The organism is Acrocarpospora pleiomorpha (assembly GCF_009687885.1).
GTDB lineage: Bacteria > Actinomycetota > Actinomycetes > Streptosporangiales > Streptosporangiaceae > Acrocarpospora > Acrocarpospora pleiomorpha.
Map to the genome: position 1 here is coordinate 1 of NZ_BLAF01000016.1, position 15682 is coordinate 15682.

Sequence of the window (15682 nt, forward strand, 5' to 3'; positions counted from 1 at the left end):
AGGTCGCGGCCTGCGCCGCGAGTGTCTTCGCTCGGTCCTCCAGACCCGCGAGCTCGGTGGCCCTTTCCTGGGCGCTTTTAGAGAGGTCACTGCGGAGCCGACGCAGGGCCTTCAGGGTCTCGTCTGTGTCCAGGACCTGCTGCGCCCAAGCGTCTCCGTGGGCGTGCAGTTTGTGGAGGGCCTTGCGACGCGCCTCGTCGTTCTGCGCCCCGGAACGCAACTCCTTGATCAGGAGGTGGGCCGAGATGACGCCGCCGATGACGGTCGCTGCGGGTCCCGCCATCCGGATGGCCTTAACCAGCTTTCCGCCGCCGCTAGCGAACTTGTTCAGCCGCGCGAGGGCGGCACCTGCCTTTCCGGTCCAATTGGCGGCGTGAGTGGCAGGATCGACGTCTCCCTTGCCGAACACTCGGGCGTCGGAGAATCCATCTAGGTCGGGAAAGTCCTCACGGGGGACGGGGACCTCGAAGCCGACCGTCATCTGGTGCACGCACAACTCCAGGAAGGCCTTCACCCGTGCCGCGGTCTCTTCACTCCATTCGCGAATGAGTTGGCGGAACTGGGGGTCGTCGCCTAAGTCCATAAGACGTTTGACCAGGGCGTTGCGTCGTTTCTCCGACTTCGTCGCGAGCGCCTCCGAGAGGATGTCGTCGATTATCCGGCCCACTCTTCGGCGCAGATCCTCTTTGCGTTCGTGGAGCAGCGCACTGGACTCGTAGACCAGCCGCGCAACGTTCCGGTGCGCCGAGCGGGCGATCTCCACCCGGATCGCCAGCTCGGATTCCTCACGCAGGAGCACGCTCAGACGCTCGCCGAGCAGGATCTGCCCCCCGGTCAGCACCGCGACCTCGGCATGGTCAGCCCTGAGTCGATCCTGTAAAGCGGACAGTCCCGCGCCGAACTCGTGCAGGCCGTCCCAGGACTGCGTTTCGAAGAGGCCGAAGGGCGCGGCCGCCAGGCACACGCCGTGCCCCAGGCCCGGGACATCGCGGCGGATCTGCTCAAGCTTGCGGGCGAGCAGCACCGCGAACCCGGACGGGTCGTACTGTGGGTCCGTGCCGAAGGAGTCGGCCCTGTTGACCACGAACAGGCAATGCCGTATCCGTCCGGGCACATTCTTGCCGGCATCGCCGTGCAGAACGCGGAGCAGGTCGGCGGGGTCGCAGGACACCAGCCCGGGGGTGAAGACCAGGACGATAAGCGAGCCGCCGGCGACCTCCATGATCGTCTCGCGGTCGGTTTCCGCGCCATTCGCCTGAAATCCCGGGGTGTCAACCGCCACCCAGCCGTCCGAGTGCCGATATTGGGTGACCTTCGCAGTCTCCGGCACCGGGCTGACGGCAACCTCCACGTCTTCGCCGAGGAGGCGCTTGATCAAGGATGATTTTCCGCTGTCGTAGTCGCCGCAGAACACGATCGTCGGCCCATCCCGCTTGGCAAGCCGATCCAGTTCCCGGACGAGCTCGCCGTCGCCGAGCGAGGCCCGCACCTCCGCTGTCCAGCGGCGCGCGGCACCGGTCGTGATGGGTTTGGGGAAATTCGACCGGAAGGCGCGCATCGCCTCTCGTACGTCCGGCCGGTTGTGAAGCCCTTGCCGCGGGATTTTGCCTCCCGCTCTCCTCCTTCGTGCGCCGAGCCACAGCCCGTCCCGGATGCCGTCGGGCGCGCAACCCTGGACGGACGCTGCCAGCAGCAGTTCCGGGTTGTGCTGGGCCGGGGGTGTCAGGCACAGGATGTCCGCGAGCAAGGTGTTCGCCGCTAGGTACCGGTTACGCAGCCCACGCTGCTCGATCGCCTCGGTCAGTGGCCCAGAGAGACCCTCCATCAGTACGGTCCGCCTGAGGCGAGTGAACTCTAACTCGAGTTGGTCCGCCAGTCGCGCGAACGTGGTGCGAACGGAGGCAGCCGCTTGGGCGAGAGCGTCCGCCAGCGCCCTCTCCCGCTGTTGCTCTGCTCGGCGGCGGCCCAAGATGCCGCCGCCCTCCAGGAGGATCCCGGCCGTCACCGCGAGAAACGCGACTCCGGCGGCACCCCAACCGAACGGGTTCCAGATGTTCGCGGCGACGAAACCCGCGAAGATCACCGCGCCGGAGGTGCCGATACTCAGGACCGAACTGCCGATCGCAGCGCGGAACAGCCACTTTCCCTTTCCTGCGTGGATCTTGACCTGCGGTGCCTTGATTTCCCGGAACTTGCGGTAGACGTCCCGGACGACAAGATCGAAATTGCGGTCCAGGAACAGGTGATAGTCCCGCAGTGCCTGTTCGGCCGCGTTCTCCATCGCATCGTGGGCGAAGACGTGCTCCTCAAAGGCGCCCTCGGGGGGCACCCTCTGGGCGGCAATCGCATCGTGGATGAAGTGCCTCGCTCGTACGTCCGCCTCGTGCTGCAGCCGACCCAACCGGCCGACCAGCAGATCCTGGCCGAACGCGACGGCCTGGGAAACGTGGGGGATGACGAAGGGCTCGCCGCGCAACTCCTCCAGAGCGGCGATCGCGCTGAGGAGCATTTTGTACGCAAAGGTGTCGGGGGCGGGCCTGCCTAAGATGTCGAGATTGTAGGCGATTCCCAGCTCGTGCGCCTCGGCCAGATGCTGCGCCTCCCTGGCGGCCGCCTTCAGTCGTGCGGATGCCTGACCGACGGCCGCTGTGACGAACCGGTGCACGGAACCGAGCCGCAGCCCGGCCCCGCCCTGGCGGATCACCTCGGTGAGAAGTGAATCCAGGGCCTTGATGTTCGACAGCTCTTCCAGTCCACCCATGCCGAACAAGTTCAGATAGATCGAGCGCAGTTCGGGCTGGGGTCCACGGTATTCAGGCTGGGGGTCAGGGCAGTCGCGCAGGGCACGGGCGAACACCGCGTTCAGGGCGTGTAACGCGATGATCGGGGTGCGGCCAAGGCCAATCCGAGCGAGTTCCTCACGGACGTGCCGGGCGTGCCCCGCGACCTGGGCATCAAGATTCGCAACTCCTGGTTCATCCCAACGCCAGCGCTGATTCTTGACGTTGAGGACGGCCACGGCGACCTTCTGGTATTCGCCGATCCATTTGGCAATCGTCTGGAACTCGGCGAACCGCTGGTTGGAGTCGTCGAAGCAGAGAACGACGACATCGGCTGAGGCAGCAGCACGACGTGCGGCGTCCATCTGGGTCCGGATGATGTCCGGATCGAGCCCGCCGAAGCCCGGCGTGTCGTAGACCCGGACCGCTCCCCATTCTCGGTGTGACACCTCCTTCGTGTGGTCGGAGTCTCCCTTCAGGGAGGCCGTGCCGCCGTCACCGTAGGTAAGGGCCTCAATCATGCAACTCTTACCGGCACCGGTCTTGCCGAACAGCACGATGTTGAACGTATGCATATCGGTGAGCCGCTCATCGTTGATGCGGCGCAACTCGCCGACGATCCCGTCGATGAGGGCCCCGAAGGGACCGCCGTCCTCGGCAAGCAGATCGAGACTGCTCATCAGGCGCTTCAACCGTTCGCTGAGCCGTTTCGTCTGGAGCGCGGTCTCACGCATCGCCTCCTGGCAGATCCGGTGGAACTCACTTTCGCTCACTTGCCACCCCCGTCGGCCACGAGATCGGCGGTCTCGACTTTCGCAGTGCATAGACTCGGCGGACCTGGGCGAATGAGGCGCTGAGTACGTTCGCCGCGATAACTGGAGTCGCCCAGGCCACATGACCGCAGGATTGCCTTGAATCCCTTTGAAGAGCGATGCGGATAGACGAACTGGAGGCGTGTGCCACGGCCGGTGCCCTCGCGAACCCTTCGGCCTCGGCACTTGGCCGTTCTATCTCGGTCTTTATCAGTGGGATCGGTGCGAACGCAAGTCACCCGAAGGTTCCGACCTCCAGCTACAAGGCGATCGCCAATATCCACGCATTCCAGTAAACATCGATGCTCCACTGACCGGTCCTTCGTCTCGAGAATCTGTATCAACGTGTTATATAAGGAGCATCTATGGCCGATCCATTCATTAGTTCACCGATCAACGGAGAGGATTGCCGGTACACCTTACTTTCCCGCCACTGTGCAGGCACCCTCCGGGCCACCGCATCTCCAGCGGGGTAAATCCAGTGTGTGGGTGACAAGACGCGCGATCATGACGAGCAGTCCAAGAGCGGAACGGTTGGACGAGTCATAGGTGGCGGCGCCGGTGAGGTTCCCCTGTAGCACGGACACCGTCGGTGAGGTCACTCGGTGATGTCTGACGGCCGGTAGAGGCCTTCAAACGTGGCGGGGCTTTGCATTCCGATACTGGAACGGCGTCGGTATGGATTATACCAGCACTCGATTCATTCAAAAATGGCATTGGCAAGTTATTCCCGAGTTTTCCAGGCCCGGGGTGTCGAGAAGTTCGAGCCGCATCGTTTCCCCAGAACGATTCCTTCATTGCATTGTCGAGCCAATCGCCTACCGTTCCCATCGACCCGAGCAGCCTGGCTTCGCGTAACCGCTTCCCGAATGCCCACGACGTGTATTGTGCCACGTAGTCGGAATGCAGAATTTCGGACTGCCGGCCCGGGTTTCGCCGAGTCACCGCCATCGTGAGCGCGCCGACCACGAGATTCGTATCCTGAATGGTAGGCCGCGAGTAAGCGTCCATGATGGCTGCGCAGTACACTTTCCCCTCGCTGCTGGGGTTTTCGGTGATGTCGGTCAGCCACAGTTCATCGGGACCGGCGACGTCGAACCGGCGCTGCACCAGGTCCTCCTCGGTGGCCTGATCGACCAGGCTGCGGCGGCCCTTGCGCCGGTAGACGCCCTGTATGCAGCCAGGCGCATGAGCTGCACGACGCGTTGCGGTTGATTCTTTCGCCCTTGCCCAGCGTCAATTCGGCGTGGACGTGCGGCGATCCGTAACTGCCTCGGGATTCGGCGTGGATCTCTCGGATCGTCTTCGTCAGCTCTTTGTTGCGCAGTTCCCGCGGCGTTCTGGACGGCCGAGCCAGTCGTAATATCCCGAGATCGAGACGTTAGGGACTCGGCAGGCCACCGAGACCGGGATGTTGTCGTCGGCGAGTTCACGGACCAGCGAGTAGATTATTTTGGGAGGACGTTCTCCCGGGCGAAGTAGGCGGCCGCCCGCTTGAGAATATCGTTCTCCATCTCCAGCTGCCTATTACGCCGCCGGAATTCGGCCAGTTCTTTCTTTTCGGTGCTGGTCAGCCACTCGCCGCCGATGTTGTCATCGGCGTCGGCCTGCCTCATCCAGTTCTGCAGGCAGGACCGGCTGATGCCCAGATCTTTGGCGAGTTGGAGGAGGGGTTGTCACTCTGGCGCGCCAGCTCGACCGCGCGCTGCCGGAACTCGGGAGGGTGTGGTACGGGCATGGGGACGTCCTTCCTGACGATCAAGGGTGACCTCAGGTCAAGTGTCCGGAGAACGGGGGGAACCACGAGAGCGCAACAGCAGTCATCACCTTCATTTCAAGGCTTTCTGCGGTGTCGGGCCGGTGGCCGGCCTCTTGGTGACCGCGAGCCATGACCTGTTGCGCGGTGCGGGGCACCGGCTCGGCGTCGTAGACCACGGCCAACTCGGCCATCCGCTTACGGCTGCTCTTCTCCCCGGGCGACAGGCGGGTGGCCAGCTTGCGCCGCGCCTTGGCAGCGGCTTTGGTGGTCGCCTCCGCAACGCCTCCGGGCGCATCACCACGCCTTTGCCGTCGCAGGACAGCACCAGCAGCCGGTCGTTTCCGACGTGTTCGGGGCGGCGCGTGCGGTAGAACGCCTCGATGTCGGCTGCCGCATGCCGGACCAGCGCCAGGAGTTGCCGCTTGCCCACTCGCTGCCCACAGGCCCGTTCAATTGCTGCCTGCGCCGCCTCGAAACTGCCGCGCACCGCCTCGATCGCGGCCATCTTCCGCAGCGCGTGGGAGTGTTTGCCCGCCCGGGAGATTCAACCTGGCGGCCAGCGGATGGGCGTTGGCCGCTCCTGGCGCCCGGTAGGCCATCCTCGTCACGCTTACCTGCCCGAACACGGTGGCCACCTGCCGCGTATGACCGCGCTCGACTCTATGGCGGCTCACCCCGTCCGCGCCGGTCACCGCCTCCCGCCGCTCCTCGGCGGCGCCCAGCTGATCGAGCCGGTCCTGCTGCACCTGCGCATCACCTCCCGCGGCCGCTCTACCAGGAAGCACTCCAGCTCATCCAGGGACCGCGGGCCGGTGGCCGGATCACGCAGATCCTCCAGCAGTTCCACGAACCGTCCCATCGACGGTTCGAACCCCGCCACGGCATGCTGCGGGACGCCGTACTCTTGCACCCGGGCTCCTTCCCAACTGCTCATCTTTCGCAACTCGCCAACCTACGGGAGGAGCCCACTTCCCGCGAGAAACAGACAGAAAGACCCGACCGGGCTGCAACCATCCGCACGGCTTAACGCCTGTGCCGCAGATGCCCTGGGGCCCGGCGTATCTGTTGCCTAATCTGGCCATGCCCGCCTTGATCAATCACATTGTTGCACGTCAGAGCGCTGTCGACCTCCCCGTGAAGGAACTGCACCCGACTCGATTCAACCCGTCTCCGTAGGCCGGGAGGTGGTCACCTTATCCGGATCAACCACTGAAAAAATCGCCGATCGCATCCATGACGTCTGACAGATGATCCTTTGCCCACTGCCAGGCGTTCGGCAGAGCGTTCTGGATGAAGTTCAGGACAAGGTCACCACCCATCTTCTCGAGTTGTTCGTTCGTGAAAGCCTCACGAAGTGCGCGGATGATTGCGTCCAGGCCGTCGGCCATGGATCCTCCTATCGGTGGTCAGACTTGCTCAGCATCTGTGCGAGTCGCCGAGTTGCCCGGAAGACGAGCTTCTGCTGTGTTTCAGCGGGAATGAAGTCGAGATGGCTGAAGTTCTTCAAGCCAGCATAAATCCATCTCCTATTTTCCGGACAGGCGTCCAGCAGGGCCTTGAATAGATGCTCAAGGCGATAACCATAACGCGAGGAATAATATAGAAGAGCGGGCTTCCTCCCAATGGCCGAGGCCAAGTGCTCTAGGCGATCTTGGCTGATGGCCTTTATGTTTGCCTCTTGCTCCCGGGAGGGGATGTTGTAGCCCGTATGCCAGTCCATGGGTTCGACAAGATCAACCTGGTTGATACCGAAGACGATTTTGTCATAAAATCTGCTCAGTTTCTGGAGATACATCTGATCGAGCGCTATCGCGCGATTGCGCGCTGACATCACCCAGAGCACCACGTCGCAGCGTGGCAGATTCTCCAGATATTGCTCGAGATAACGATCGTCCAGGGCGAGATCCTCTCCGAGGCCCGGTGCGTCGACTACGCGCAGCAGCACTCGTGTCGGAGCATTCGTCTGAGGGGCGACCGGCGACTCCCCGGGACCGCTGGATTTCTCTGACGAGTCGGCAGCCAGCGGGGCATTGAACCGCACCGACAGGTCGACGTCCTCGAACTCCTTTGTTCTCGCAACCGTGCCACTTGTGGCAAGGCTTGTTCTGAAAAGGGAGTTGATCGTGGAGGACTTACCAACACCTGATACTCCGACCACCCCGATGGTCGGGGGGCGTTCCGCTATTTCACGTTCCAACATCGCGAGGATCTCACGAAGAGGATCTTGTGGATCCTTCTCTTTCTCCGGCATCGCTTCACTCAAGGGTTCCACCAAATCATCGACGCAAAGGTCGTATTCTACGAGACTCTAAGCGAGGTGAATATTACACAAATACTCCGGAAGGAGGCCTAACCAAAACGGAATAGTCACCTTACCCGGACACCGGGCCACCGTCCTTTAGTTAAGGGCGGTATGTGATAAGGGCTAATCCGTCGGTCGGGTGAGCGTGAACCGCTGCTGACGGGCAGCGGGGCGTATGCCGTGCCGGAACTCGCGCACCGGCCCCCACCTGGTGTTTCACAAGACCCCTAGGCTGCTCTCCGGTACTCGTTTATCAACCCTCCGACGGCCTGTCGGCGCTGGATCGGAGCGGTCAGGTTGATCACCAAACCGGCTTCATTCATCGATGGCTTCTGGTCCAGGGCTTGAGGAGGCCGGGCCATGTTGTAGTCCTGCAGGTCGCGCGTGAGCGTTCGATGTAGATGTCGCTAATTGAGGATGAACATGCGGTCGAGGAACTCGCGGCGTAGAGTGCCAATGATCTTTTCGCAGTGTGCGTTCGCTTCGGGGCCCGCGATGCCCCTTGGGGCCTTCAGCCGTCGAGAGGCACGAGATGCGGACATAGTCTGGAATATGGCGTTAGCCTTCTCTGTTGGCCGAGGACGAGTTTGTGGAGTACGAGCATTTCGGGGATCCGGACGCCGAGCCGGATCAGGTGCGCCTTATGCCGACATCGGCATAAGGCTCACCCGGCCCGACAACTTCTGGGCTGGTCAGTGGCCGTCCAGTTGGGCGAGGTAGCCGTGTAGCGCCTTCTTCAGCTCGGTGGTCAGCGCGTCCCGCTCGGCGCCCTGGGCGGCCACGATGGGCGGCATCATGGCCGCGACGATGCGGACCGTCACCATGGCGGCGCGGTTCCGTTCGGCGGCGGGTAGTCGGGGGGATCGGGCTCCGATCACCGCGCCCACCCTGCCGGCCACGGCCTCCTGCAGCGGACGCGCCGCCCCGAGTGCGGGCATGTCCGTGTTCCCGAACAGGGCTTTGACGCCGGGGTTGGCCACGTTGAACGTGATCAGCGGATCCAGCACCCTGTCGATCAGTTCGTCCAACGTCAGGCCGGGGACCTGCGTCAGCTCGAACGCCGAAGAGTGCGCCGCGCGCATCTGCTCCACCAGCCGGACGGACAACGCCTCCGCGATCGCGTTCTTGTTCGGGAAGAACTGGTACAACGAACCGGGAGAGATGCCGGCTCGGGCGGCGATGGCGTTGGTGCTGGTCACCTCGTAACCGGACTCGGCGAACAGGGCGAGCGCCGCGTCCAGGATGTCGGCGATCCGCTGCCGCCCACGCGCCTGCCGCTTGACCGGACGCGCCTCAGTCACCCGTAGCTCCTTCACGACACGTTTGACGAATACGAGTGGCCGCTCGTATTGTCAAAATACGGGCGATCGCTCGTGTTTTCACCGTAGCAGAGGACTCGCATGTCTGTACTGCACCGGCTGGGTACGTACGTCGCCCGCCGTGACCGGATCACGCTCGTCACCGGATTGATCCTGACCCTGGTGTTCGCCGCCGTCGGAGCCGGCGCCATGGGCGTCCTGGTGCTCAGCCGCTGGGAGGCGCCGGGCACCGAGTCGGTCCAAGTCCAGGAGCTGCTGCGACGTGACTTCGACACCGGTAACTCGAACCTGATTCTGCTGGTCACCGCCCGTACCGGCACCGTAGACGATCCAGCGGTCCGCGCCGCCGGGGAGCAACTGTCCGGCGACCTGCGGAGTCGGCCGCTCGTCGGGGACGTGTGGTCGTACTGGTCGGAGGCCGGTGACCGGATGTTGCGCGGCTCGGACGGTCGGCAGGCGCTGGTCCTGGCTCACGTCGAGGGCGACGCCACGACCGCACGGCAGGAGATCAGGGAACGGCTGCTGCCAGCGTTCACGCGCACCTCAGATGTGATCGAGGTGGAGGTGGCCGGCGCGGAGGCGGTGTCCGCCCAGATCAGTCGGCAGGCGACGGCGGACTTCATCCGCGCGGAGATACTGATCATTCCGCTGATGGTCGTCCTGCTCCTCGCGCTGTACCGGCGGGTGCGGCTGGCCCTGCTCACCCTCGGCATCGGGCTGTTCGCCGTGTTCGGCACCCTCGCCGGGCTCCGGCTGCTGGCCGGCGTCACCGAGGTGTCGTCGTTCGCGGCCAACATCACGCTGGTCATGGGGGTCGGTCTCGGTGTCGACTACAGCCTGTTCGTCATCGCACGGTTCCGCGAGGAGCTGACCGCAGGCGCCCGGGTGCCGGACGCGGTGGCGACGACGGTCCGCACCGCAGGCCGTACCGTCGTATTCAGCGGGCTCACGGTCGCCGCCTCCCTGTCGGTGCTGCTCGTGTTCCCGTACTCGTTCCTCCGCTCATTCGCCTATGCCGGCGTGCTGGTCGTCGCGATGGCCGTGCTCGGCTCGCTCACCCTGCTGCCCGCGGCCCTCGCCGCGCTCGGCCCCAGGGCGCTCCGCCGGGGAGGAACGCCGGACGGTGGGCAGCGCTGGTATCGCTTCGGGGCCCGGGTGATGCGTCGGCCGGTGCTGTTCGCCACCGCCGGGCTCTTCCTCGTCGCGGTGCTCGCCTCGCCGGCGCTGGGGTTGCGGATCGGCCTGCCCGACGACCGGGTGCTGCCGCCGTCGGCGTCGACCCGGCAGGCATACGACGAGCTAAGGGCCAACTTCGCGCAGGAGGCGAACGACGCCATCCACATCGTCGCCCCCGCCGGCCGCCCGAACGACGCCGCCGCGTACGCCGGACGGCTGTCCCGCATCGATGGCATCGCCCAGGTCAACTCGGCCGCCGGTGTCTTCGCCGATGGTGCGCTGGTGCGCCCGGCGCCCCATCCGGAGCGGTTGACGCGCGCGGCGGGCACCCGCCTGGAGGCGATCCCGACCCGCGAGGTGCTCGCCAGCACCGAGGTCGCCGAGCTTGTCGAGCGGGTACGGGCCGAGCCGGCGCCGTTCGAGCGGGTGCTGGTCGGCGGCTACCCGGCAGAGCTGACCGACTTCCGGTCCACCCTGATGGAGCGGGTGCCGCTGGTCGCCGCGCTGATCCTGGTGATCACGTTCGTGCTGCTGTTCCTGATCTCGGGCAGCCTGCTCATCCCGGTGAAGGCGACCGTGCTCAACCTTCTCAGCCTCTCCGTCATGTTCGGCGCGCTGGTGTTCGTCTTCCAGAACGGAGCGTTCTCTTCGCTGCTCGGCTTCACCCCGATCGGCACCCTGGACCCCGCGTTTCCGATCCTGATGTTCTGCGTCGCGTACGGACTATCGATGGACTACGAGATCTTCATGCTTTCGCGGATCAAGGAACGGTACGAGGCCACCGGCGACAACACGCGCGCGGTCCTGGAAGGGCTGCAACGAAGCGCTCCCCTGATCACTTCCGCGGCCGTCATCCTGGCGGCGTCGTTCTCCCTCTACGCCACCGGCAGCGTGATGTACCTCCAGATGATCGGTATCGGTGTCGCGATCGCGATCGTCGTCGACGCGACCGTCATCCGCTCCGTCCTGGTACCCGCTTTCATGCGCCTCGCCGGGCGGGCCAACTGGTGGAGCCCCGGTCCGCTGCGCCGGCTTCACCGCCGGATGGACCCGCACGCTTCCATCCCTCCGTCCACCCGAACAGGCGGTCGCACCATGAGCGGGTGAAATCTCCGGTGGACATCTCACGTTCGGCAGGCGCCCAACGTCTACCAAGCAAAGAAGGAAAGGACAGGCAGATGGACACTCGACACACCGTGGTCGACAGCGACTTCGGACCGGTCACCATCGTCGCGAGGGATGAGGCCGTCACCGGGTTGTACTTCCGCCACCACATCCGCCGCCCGGCTCAAGACACGTTCGGTCCCGAAGTGCCCGTGTCGGCCGACCGGGTGCTGAATGAGGCGGCCCACCAGTTGATCGACTATCTCGCCGGCCGGCGGCACGGGTTCGACCTGCTCCTGGCAGCCGACGGCGACGAGTTCCAGCACACTGTCTGGAACGTCGTGAAGGACATCCCGTACGGCGAGACGACCACCTACGGGCGCATCGCCGAGCAACTCGGAGATCGCACGCTCGCGCAGAAGGTCGGGCAGGCCGTCGGCGCCAACCCGCTGTGCATCTTCGTGCCCTGCCATCGCGTGGTCGGTTCCAACGGCTCCCTGACCGGCTACGCCGGCGGGCTGAAGCGCAAGAGAGCGCTGCTGGAGCTCGAGGAACCGGCCCAGGTCAGCGCCGGACGCTTGTTCTGACCGAAAACACTCACCACCACGAGATGGACATGAAACAACCGTTCGAGAAGGTCGTCGCGCAGCACGGCGCAACCGTGCTGCGCGTCTGCCGCGTCGTCCTCGGCTCACGTGACGCGGACGACGCCTGGTCGGAGACCTTCCTCTCCGCGATGCGGGCCTACCCAGACCTCCCGGACACGGCGAACGTGGAAGCGTGGCTGGTGACGATCGCGCACCGCAAGGCAATCGACGTGCTGCGGGCCGCGAAGCGCACCCCGTTGCCGGTGGAGGAGATGCCGGAGACGCCGACGGGACTGGGCGTACCCGGTTCCGGAGACCCGGATCTCTGGGTCGCGGTGCGCGAGCTGCCGAGCAAGCAGCGCCAAGCGATCGCCTACCACTACGTGGCGGGGCTGGCCTACGCCGAGATCGCCCAGATCCTCGGTGGCACCGTCGACGCGGCACGAAGAGCCGCCGCAGACGGGATCAAGAACCTCAGAAAGAAATATCCGGGCGCGAACACGAAAGGAGCACCATCATGAACGACATCCGAAGCGATGACGATGTCACCGCCCTGCTGTCGGCGCCCGTGGACGCCGAAACCCTCCTCCGGCTGCACCGCCGCCTCGAGCGGGAAGCCGAGCGGGCCGGCCTCGTCGACGTCGCCTACACCACCGTCGACTCGCCCCTCGGGAAGCTGCTGCTCGCGGCCACCCCGAAAGGCCTGGTCCGGGTGGCGTACGCCAGCGAGGACCACGACCGCGTGCTGGACACCCTCGGTCAGAAGCTCAGCCCGCGTATCCTGCGCGCGCCGAAGCGCCTGGACGACGCCGCACGCGAGCTCGACGAGTACTTCGCCAAGCGCCGCCAGGTCTTCGACCTGAAGCTGGACCTGTCCCTGTCCCGCGGATTCCGCCAGCTGGTGCAGGCGCACCTGCCGGAGATCGGCTACGGGCAGACCCGCAGCTACCGCCAAGTCGCCGAACTCGTCGGCAACCCGAAGGCCGTCCGCGCGGTCGGCACCGCCTGCGCGACCAACCCCCTGCCCGTCGTCGTCCCCTGCCACCGCGTGCTGCGCACCGACGGCACCCTCGGCGGCTACATCGGCGGCCTGGAAGCCAAGACCGCCCTGCTGAACCTGGAGGCTGCATGACAGACCGTTGGCGCGAACGAGTCGAGTCCGGCGACTGGGATGCGATCACCACCGAGGTCAACGAGTACGGCGGCGCCCTGCTGCCGCAACTGCTGACTCCCGAGGAGGCCGCGCAGATCCGGAAGCTCTACGACCAGGAGGACCTGTTCCGCAGCACCGTCACCATGGGCCGCCACCGTTTCGGCGAAGGCGAGTACCGATACTTCAACACGCCGTACCCGGAGCCGATCGAGCGGCTCAAGCAGGCGCTGTACCCGCGGCTCCTGCCTATCGCCCGCGACTGGTGGACCAAGCTCGCCCGGCCCGCTCCCTGGCCTGACACGCTCGACGAGTGGCTGAAGATGTGCCACGACGCCGGACAGGCGAAGTCGACCGCGATTCTCCTCAAGTACGGCGAGAAGGACTGGAACGCCTTGCACCGCGACCTGTACGGGGACCTCGTGTTCCCCCTCCAGGTCGTCATCAACCTCAACGACCCCGGAGTCGACCACACCGGTGGAGAGTTCCTCCTGCTCGAACAGCGTCCGCGGGCCCAGTCCCGCGGCACCGCGACACTCCTGCCGCACGGACACGGCTACGTGTTCACCACACGCGACCGCCCGGTCCAATCCGCGCGCGGCTGGTCCGCCGCGCCGGTCCGACACGGCGTCTCCGTGATCCGGTCAGGCGAACGGCACACCCTCGCCCTCGTCTTCCACAACGCCGCGTGACCATGAAAGTCGAGCGCCGCTACACGCTGCTCGGCCCCGACCGGAAGCCGTACAGATCAGCGATCCCCGGCACGCTCGGGGGACATCGCGCGGCCAAGATCTATGGCCGCCTCGACTGCCCCGCCGCGCTCCGCGCCATCACCAGGGGCGGCTACGTGAACAACCGCGTGTTCTTCGCGGACGAAGATGCGGCGATCGCGGCCGGATTCCGTCCGTGCGGAACCTGTCTGCCCGAGAAGTACCAAGCGTGGAAGAACCTGAAGCAGGTGTCCTCGACGGGCTGATGGGGCCACTCGACCATGAACTCTGTCACGGGCCGATGACCGGATGGACCTTTGACCGGCGTGTCATGACCTAAGCCCCTGCTTGACCGGTCCGCATACGCCGGAGGATGAGGTTGGTGGAGGTGGTCACGATGATGTACGGCTACGGTGCCGGCATGTGGTGGATGCTCATGATGAGCGTCATCTGGCTCGTGCTCATCGGTGTGATCGTCTGGGCGGCCGTCCGACTCGCGCAGGGCTGGGGAGGCAAGGACCGAGGGCAGGAGCCGCCGGAGACACCGGAGGACATCCTGGCCCGGCGGTTCGCCCGTGGCGAGATCGACGAGACGGCCTATGAGGCGGCTCGGGAACGGCTCGCGGCCCGTCGATCACGATAAGCACACCGCTGGCGGCGATGACGCCGCAAGTCGCCGAAATTCGGCGTACCCCCGGGACCTTGGGGATGCGCGCCCAGGCATGCCGCTATGCGCTCCCTGACCTCGGTCGCGATCGACCGTGGCAGAGGCGGTCAGGGGCGGACCGCGCCGAGGAGCCGGCCCCACCAGTAGTCGTCCAGTGCGACCTCCTTCACGACGTCGCCGGTCTGCGGGGCGTGCACCATATTGCCCTCGCCGGCGTAGATGCCCATGTGGCCCAGACCTTTGCTGAACAGCAGGTCCCCCGGCCGCAGCTCAGCCAGGTTCAGTGGCACCCTGCGGGTGGCGCCCCAGCTCCACTGTTCGTAGGTGGTACGTGGGATGGTGACCCCCGCGGCGCGCCAGGCCGCCTGGGACAGCCCGGAGCAATCGTAGGAACCGGGTCCTTCGCCGCCCCACTGATAAGGCTTGCCGATCTGCGCGTAGGCGAACTGCAGGACGAGGCGGGCGTTGCCCGAGGCGGGGCCGGTATAAGGCTTTCCTGTGCTGTTGGGATCGCCGGCGCGGAAGGCTCCCAGCCGACGCAGCAGCTTGGTCTGTTCGTCGATCAGTCGCTGAGTCTTGGTCTTCTGCCGGGCCAGCTTGTCGCGGGCGGTGTCGGTCGCGGCCAGCGCGTCTTTGGCTTTGTCGCGTTGCTCGCGCAATGTCCTTGTGGCGCTGTCGAAGGTGCGCAGCGCCTCAGCTTGGCCGGTCGACAGCTGGGTGACGGTGCTGATGCCGCTGAGCAGGACACGGGGGTCTTCGGCCAAGAACAGCCCCGGGCCGGTCAGCCCACCGAATTGGTAGCTGCTCACTGCCATGGTCACCAGGTTGCCGCGCAGCGCCTCGACGGTTTCGTACTGACGGTTGTAGGCGGCATTCAGCTGGTCGTGGCGTTTCTTGGCCTCCTTCCATCGCACATTGGCCAGGTTGTACTCATCGACCACCTTGCCGGCCTGGTCGTTGAGTTTCTTGAGCTTTGCCTTGGCCTCGGCGATGGTCGGCTGGGGTTCGGCGGACGCGGAGGCCCGGGGCACGAGCAGTGCGGTGATCGCGAGCCCTGTCGCCGGAACCATCCGTACGAACCGCGTAGCTATGCCCGACATGACCACCGCGCAGGACCTCCCTGTTGCCCAATCCAGGGCGAAACTGTACAGAAAGGTACCCTGCTATTCACGGAGATCTACGTATTTGATCGACGTACCAGGCTCAAGGCAAGTCCAGTCAGAGGCTATGTCTGTCGTCTTCCGGAAGAAAATGCCTGCTCAGCACGGCGTAATGGCCCTTTTCGCGGGGTTCTAGTTCGGGTCATCCCTCCCCGA

The 15682-nt window shown here is 65.2% G+C and carries 17 protein-coding genes; 7 read left to right on the forward strand and 10 right to left on the reverse strand.

Annotated features, from left to right (window positions below):
- From Aple_RS15725 to Aple_RS15765, 9 genes are all read right to left on the reverse strand, one after another.
- The coding region (locus Aple_RS15725; RefSeq protein ID WP_170321492.1) for a GTPase at positions 1 to 3553 on the reverse strand (3553 nt) is incomplete at its 3' end.
- Between the two features lie 582 nt (positions 3554 to 4135).
- On the reverse strand, positions 4136 to 4702 hold the full coding sequence (locus tag Aple_RS15730) for a DDE-type integrase/transposase/recombinase (protein WP_170321493.1): 567 nt from the start codon (positions 4700 to 4702) through the stop codon (positions 4136 to 4138).
- Positions 4668 to 4958: a helix-turn-helix domain-containing protein gene (locus Aple_RS56245; RefSeq protein WP_155345501.1), complete on the reverse strand. Its 291-nt coding sequence runs from the start codon at positions 4956 to 4958 to the stop codon at positions 4668 to 4670. The genes Aple_RS15730 and Aple_RS56245 overlap by 35 nt, the downstream gene beginning before the upstream one ends.
- Before the next feature lie 82 nt (positions 4959 to 5040).
- The gene (locus tag Aple_RS15740; protein ID WP_155345349.1) at positions 5041 to 5208 is read right to left on the reverse strand and encodes a hypothetical protein; all 168 of its coding nucleotides are present in this window, start codon (positions 5206 to 5208) and stop codon (positions 5041 to 5043) included.
- Positions 5209 to 5362: 154 nt separating this feature from the next.
- Positions 5363 to 5542 (reverse strand): hypothetical protein, encoded by a 180-nt coding sequence (locus Aple_RS15745; protein WP_155345350.1) that lies wholly within the window; start codon positions 5540 to 5542, stop codon positions 5363 to 5365.
- 497 nt (positions 5543 to 6039) lie between these two features.
- The gene (locus Aple_RS15750; protein ID WP_155345351.1) at positions 6040 to 6261 is read right to left on the reverse strand and encodes a hypothetical protein; all 222 of its coding nucleotides are present in this window, start codon (positions 6259 to 6261) and stop codon (positions 6040 to 6042) included.
- A gap of 292 nt (positions 6262 to 6553) precedes the next feature.
- Positions 6554 to 6739 carry a hypothetical protein gene (locus tag Aple_RS15755; protein ID WP_155345352.1) on the reverse strand — a complete coding sequence of 62 codons (186 nt, stop codon included), beginning with the start codon at positions 6737 to 6739 and terminating at the stop codon, positions 6554 to 6556.
- 8 nt (positions 6740 to 6747) lie between these two features.
- Positions 6748 to 7614, reverse strand: coding sequence for a GTPase family protein (locus tag Aple_RS15760; RefSeq protein WP_155345353.1), 867 nt, complete (start codon positions 7612 to 7614; stop codon positions 6748 to 6750).
- 731 nt (positions 7615 to 8345) lie between these two features.
- Positions 8346 to 8954 (reverse strand): TetR/AcrR family transcriptional regulator, encoded by a 609-nt coding sequence (locus Aple_RS15765; RefSeq protein WP_218038342.1) that lies wholly within the window; start codon positions 8952 to 8954, stop codon positions 8346 to 8348.
- Positions 8955 to 9053: 99 nt separating this feature from the next.
- On the opposite strand from Aple_RS15765, the gene Aple_RS15770 reads away from it, so the two are divergent.
- From Aple_RS15770 to Aple_RS15800, 7 genes are all read left to right on the forward strand, one after another.
- A complete protein-coding gene (locus tag Aple_RS15770) occupies positions 9054 to 11255 on the forward strand; it encodes an MMPL family transporter (RefSeq protein WP_155345354.1) in 2202 nt (733 codons plus the stop codon).
- A gap of 71 nt (positions 11256 to 11326) precedes the next feature.
- Entirely contained in the window at positions 11327 to 11839 is a 513-nt protein-coding gene (locus Aple_RS15775; RefSeq protein WP_155345355.1) for a methylated-DNA--[protein]-cysteine S-methyltransferase, read from the forward strand.
- Between the two features lie 29 nt (positions 11840 to 11868).
- Complete coding sequence (locus tag Aple_RS15780) at positions 11869 to 12360, forward strand: RNA polymerase sigma factor (RefSeq protein ID WP_155345356.1); 492 nt, start codon at positions 11869 to 11871, stop codon at positions 12358 to 12360.
- The gene (locus Aple_RS15785; RefSeq protein WP_155345357.1) at positions 12357 to 12971 is read left to right on the forward strand and encodes a methylated-DNA--[protein]-cysteine S-methyltransferase; all 615 of its coding nucleotides are present in this window, start codon (positions 12357 to 12359) and stop codon (positions 12969 to 12971) included. The genes Aple_RS15780 and Aple_RS15785 overlap by 4 nt, the downstream gene beginning before the upstream one ends.
- Positions 12968 to 13681 carry a 2OG-Fe(II) oxygenase gene (locus Aple_RS15790; protein WP_155345358.1) on the forward strand — a complete coding sequence of 238 codons (714 nt, stop codon included), beginning with the start codon at positions 12968 to 12970 and terminating at the stop codon, positions 13679 to 13681. The genes Aple_RS15785 and Aple_RS15790 overlap by 4 nt, the downstream gene beginning before the upstream one ends.
- A gap of 2 nt (positions 13682 to 13683) precedes the next feature.
- Positions 13684 to 13965: an Ada metal-binding domain-containing protein gene (locus Aple_RS15795; RefSeq protein WP_155345503.1), complete on the forward strand. Its 282-nt coding sequence runs from the start codon at positions 13684 to 13686 to the stop codon at positions 13963 to 13965.
- A 107-nt stretch (positions 13966 to 14072) separates the two neighbouring features.
- A complete protein-coding gene (locus Aple_RS15800; RefSeq protein ID WP_218038343.1) occupies positions 14073 to 14342 on the forward strand; it encodes an SHOCT domain-containing protein in 270 nt (89 codons plus the stop codon).
- 131 nt (positions 14343 to 14473) lie between these two features.
- Here Aple_RS15800 and Aple_RS15805 read toward each other — a convergent pair whose 3' ends face one another.
- The gene (locus tag Aple_RS15805) at positions 14474 to 15436 is read right to left on the reverse strand and encodes a C40 family peptidase (protein WP_155345359.1); all 963 of its coding nucleotides are present in this window, start codon (positions 15434 to 15436) and stop codon (positions 14474 to 14476) included.
- Positions 15437 to 15682 lie beyond the last annotated feature (246 nt).

What these genes read in the sequence shown, in the direction of transcription:
- Aple_RS15780 (WP_155345356.1), top strand. Translation starts at nt 11,869, where the DNA reads ATGAAACAACCGTTCGAGAAGGTCGTCGCGCAGCACGGCGCAACCGTG.
- Aple_RS15795 (WP_155345503.1), top strand. Translation starts at nt 13,684, where the DNA reads ATGAAAGTCGAGCGCCGCTACACGCTGCTCGGCCCCGACCGGAAGCCG.
- Aple_RS15775 (WP_155345355.1), top strand. Translation starts at nt 11,327, where the DNA reads ATGGACACTCGACACACCGTGGTCGACAGCGACTTCGGACCGGTCACC.
- Aple_RS15800 (WP_218038343.1), top strand. Translation starts at nt 14,073, where the DNA reads ATGAGGTTGGTGGAGGTGGTCACGATGATGTACGGCTACGGTGCCGGC.
- Aple_RS15770 (WP_155345354.1), top strand. Translation starts at nt 9,054, where the DNA reads ATGTCTGTACTGCACCGGCTGGGTACGTACGTCGCCCGCCGTGACCGG.
- Aple_RS15790 (WP_155345358.1), top strand. Translation starts at nt 12,968, where the DNA reads ATGACAGACCGTTGGCGCGAACGAGTCGAGTCCGGCGACTGGGATGCG.
- Aple_RS15745 (WP_155345350.1), bottom strand. Translation starts at nt 5,542, where the DNA reads ATGGCCGAGTTGGCCGTGGTCTACGACGCCGAGCCGGTGCCCCGCACC.
- Aple_RS15755 (WP_155345352.1), bottom strand. Translation starts at nt 6,739, where the DNA reads ATGGCCGACGGCCTGGACGCAATCATCCGCGCACTTCGTGAGGCTTTC.
- Aple_RS15805 (WP_155345359.1), bottom strand. Translation starts at nt 15,436, where the DNA reads ATGGTTCCGGCGACAGGGCTCGCGATCACCGCACTGCTCGTGCCCCGG.
- Aple_RS15785 (WP_155345357.1), top strand. Translation starts at nt 12,357, where the DNA reads ATGAACGACATCCGAAGCGATGACGATGTCACCGCCCTGCTGTCGGCG.
- Aple_RS15740 (WP_155345349.1), bottom strand. Translation starts at nt 5,208, where the DNA reads ATGAGGCAGGCCGACGCCGATGACAACATCGGCGGCGAGTGGCTGACC.